The organism is Campylobacter sp. IFREMER_LSEM_CL2151 (assembly GCF_025771725.1).
Lineage (GTDB): Bacteria > Campylobacterota > Campylobacteria > Campylobacterales > Campylobacteraceae > Campylobacter_D > Campylobacter_D lari_C.
Genome location: NZ_JAKMQT010000021.1, coordinates 1 through 1134 on the forward strand (window position 1 = coordinate 1; position 1134 = coordinate 1134).

The 1134-nt window shown below is 28.4% G+C and carries 1 protein-coding gene and 1 tRNA gene; both read right to left on the reverse strand.

The window, feature by feature from the left end; translation table 11 throughout:
- Nucleotides 1–225: 225 nt before the first annotated feature.
- On the reverse strand, nt 226–858 hold the full coding sequence (locus L8V82_RS07705; protein ID WP_263724549.1) for a class I SAM-dependent methyltransferase: 633 nt from the start codon (nt 856–858) through the stop codon (nt 226–228).
- Between the two features lie 179 nt (nt 859–1037).
- A tRNA-Glu gene (locus tag L8V82_RS07710) sits at nt 1038–1113 on the reverse strand.
- Between the last annotated feature and the right edge of the window lie 21 nt (nt 1114–1134).

Below are 1134 nucleotides of genomic sequence, written 5' to 3' on the forward strand. Positions count from 1 at the left end.
AAAAGAATAGAGAAAAGAATAGAGAAAAGAATAGAGAAAAGAATAGAGAAAAGAATAGAGAAAGGTGATTATGATATGTAATATATAGGTTTGATATTGAAAGCTTGGAGGATATATACTTAGAGTTTAGCAAAAAAAAGGATTGGGATATTGGTTGATGGTGTGTGGTAGTTATAATAGCAAGGAGAGCAAGATAAAGGCTTATTAAAGCCTTTAGTGTAAAAATTATTTTTGCCCTATGTAGATGAAGTGTTGTATGCTTCCTTCGAAATTATATAAATTTATCAGCTCATAATCTCCCCAAAACAATGGTTTAAAAGGTTTAAATTTTTCTTTTAATTCTTCAATCGTATTTGTAAAATTTATATAAGTAGATTCACTATTTAATCTTGGACTAGATTTTACTTCTACTAAACCATTTTCTTTAACATCCCCTGTAACAAATTCTTGGTAAGCTTTAGAGCTAATCATAGTCGCGAAAATTATTGCTCCATCATTGCATAAATCATAAAATTCTTCAATAGTTTTTTGAAAATCTTTGCTTGGTAGATAATATAAACTTTGATTTGCAAAAATAAAATCCATTTTTACATCAAATAAATTTTTAAAACTAGAGTTAGGTGTAATTACGTGAAAATTATTTTCATTTATCCTAGGATCTTTTTTCCAAGTATTTTTTAAACTAGGAACAATATCTGCACCATAAGCGTTAATACCCCCCCCCGTTACATCTTGAAAATATTTAGAATGCACTCCATTCCCATAACCAAAATCAAGCAAATTTCCACTTGTTTTGTTTAATTTATACTTCAAGATTCTCTCATAAAATCTTATAACATGTCCATCAGGATATTGCAAACCATATCCTTCATTGTCATATTTTAGTATATCCTGATAATGAATTATCCATAATTTATCCTTTAAATTTAAAATATAACTTCATTGTACAATAAAATAAAAATATTATAATGATTTTTAATTCTTCTTTTAGAAAAGTAATAAAATGTATTAAAAGCACAAATACTAATTTAATTTTATGGCGACCCCTAGAGGATTTGAACCTCTGTTATCACACAGAGAGAGTGACGTCCTGAGCCACTAGACGAAAGGGTCAATAAGTGGTGTCCCGTGTTG